This window comes from Microcella sp. (genome assembly GCF_033763155.1).
Classification (GTDB): domain Bacteria; phylum Actinomycetota; class Actinomycetes; order Actinomycetales; family Microbacteriaceae; genus Microcella.
The window spans coordinates 1-1827 of the sequence record NZ_JANRKZ010000278.1 but is presented as its reverse complement, the minus strand read 5'-3'; the positions used below and the strand labels follow the sequence as shown (position 1 = coordinate 1827).

2 protein-coding genes and 1 pseudogene are annotated in these 1827 nt (G+C 67.9%); all 3 read right to left on the bottom strand.

Annotation, left to right across the window (positions count from 1 at the left end; genetic code table 11):
* Positions 1–234: pseudogene (locus tag SFU54_RS11700) on the bottom strand (glycosyltransferase family 1 protein); the annotation flags it as partial.
* Entirely contained in the window at positions 231–1085 is an 855-nt protein-coding gene (rfbD, locus tag SFU54_RS11695; protein WP_319016446.1) for a dTDP-4-dehydrorhamnose reductase, read from the bottom strand. The pseudogene SFU54_RS11700 and the gene rfbD, both read right to left, overlap by 4 nt.
* Positions 1085–1827: dTDP-glucose 4,6-dehydratase (locus tag SFU54_RS11690; RefSeq protein ID WP_319016445.1), on the bottom strand; the 743-nt coding region annotated here is incomplete at its 5' end. The genes SFU54_RS11690 and rfbD, both read right to left, overlap by 1 nt.

The following is a 1827-nucleotide window of genomic DNA, read 5'->3' as shown; positions in this document are numbered from 1 at the left end:
GGCGAGTTGGCGACGATCAAGGGCGCTCTTGAACAGGTCGCTCAGTCCGGGAAGTTGCTGCTCAATGCGTTCGTATTCGCTCGGCGGCGACGAGGCGACAATGCCGGCGACATCGCAGCCGCGCGGGGCGGTTTCGATGAGAGCGCGGGTGAGTTCGAGCGCGTAGCGACCGATGCCGCTCGGCACCGGGTCGCCCACTTGGTCGAGCACGACTCGCAGGGTGGTGAGGCTCACGTGAACACTCCCTCGGCCATGGCGTCGTCGAGCGCCGCACGCCACGGGCGCATGGGCGCGAGTCCGAGGCGAGCCCACCCGTCGTGCGCGAGCACAGAGTTGGCGGGGCGTCGAGCGGGGCGCGCGAACTGCGCGCTGTCGGTCGGTGCGACTGTATCAGGGTCGCCACCGAGGTTCTCGACGATGGCGCGGGCGAACCCGTGCCACGTCGTGGCCCCGGCGTTGGTGCCGTGCAAGGTGCCCGAGCGCACACCGGCGTCGAGCATCCGCACGGTCTGTTCGGCCAGATCGCGGGTCCACGTGGGTTGACCGTGCTGGTCGTTGACCACGGTGAGCGTTCCGTGCTCGCGATAGAGCCGCATCATCGTGCGCACAAAGTTGGGCCCGTGCTCGCCATAGAGCCACGCGGTTCGCAGCACGATGGTGCCATCGGGATGCGCGGCCACAGCCCGTCGTTCCCCCTCCGCCTTCGACCGGCCATAGGCGCTCACGGGCGCGATCGGAGCGTCTTCGGGGTAGGGCCCCACGCCGTCTCCGGCGAACACGTAGTCGGTGGAGTACTGCACGAGCACGGCTCCGGCCGCGGCACACGCGCGAGCCAGGTTCTCGGCTCCCGTCGCGTTGATGAGTGTTGCCTGCTCTTCGTCGGTCTCGGCCGCATCAACGGCCGTGTACGCGGCAGCGTTGAGCACGACGTCGTGGCCGGCGACCGCGTCAGCGCAGGCGCGCGGGTCGGTGATGTCGAGCTCGAGCCGCGAGAGCGCGGAGACCGAACGATCGGCGAGCGCCGCCTGCAGATCGCGGCCGAGCATCCCGCCCGCGCCCGCAATGAGGTAGCGCGGCCCCGTCATCACTGCCCCTGAGCGCGATAGCGGGCTTCGGTGGCGTCTTTCTGCGGCGCCCACCAGTCTTCGTTGTCGCGATACCACTGCACGGTGTCGGTGAGGCCCGCCGCGAAGTCGCCAAAGCGCGGAGCCCAGCCGAGCTCGCGCCGCAGCTTGCTCGAGTCGATCGCGTAGCGCAGGTCATGGCCGGGTCGGTCAGTCACGTGGTCGTAGGCGTCGGCGGGATGGCCGAGCGTCGTGAGAATGAGCTCGACGACCTCTTTGTTGTTCTTTTCGCCGTCGGCTCCGATGAGGTAGGTCTCGCCGATCGTGCCGCGCTCGAGAATCGTGAGCACCGCGGCCGAGTGGTCGTCGGCGTGAATCCAGTCGCGCACGTTCTCGCCTGAGCCATACAGCTTGGGGCGCTCGCCGCGCAGCACGTTGGTGATCTGGCGCGGGATGAACTTCTCAACGTGCTGGTAGGGGCCGTAGTTGTTCGAGCAGTTCGAGAGCGTGGCCTGCACGCCAAACGAGCGCACCCACGCGCGAACGAGGAGGTCGCTGCCGGCCTTGGTCGCCGAGTAGGGGCTCGACGGGTTGTACGGCGTCTGCTCTGTGAAGCGGGCCGGGTCCTCGAGTTCGAGGTCGCCGTACACCTCGTCGGTTGAGATGTGGTGGAAACGCTTGTTGTGCTTCCGCGCGGCCTCGATCAGCGTGTACGTGCCAATGATGTTCGTATCAAGGAACGGGCGGGGATCATGCAGCGAGT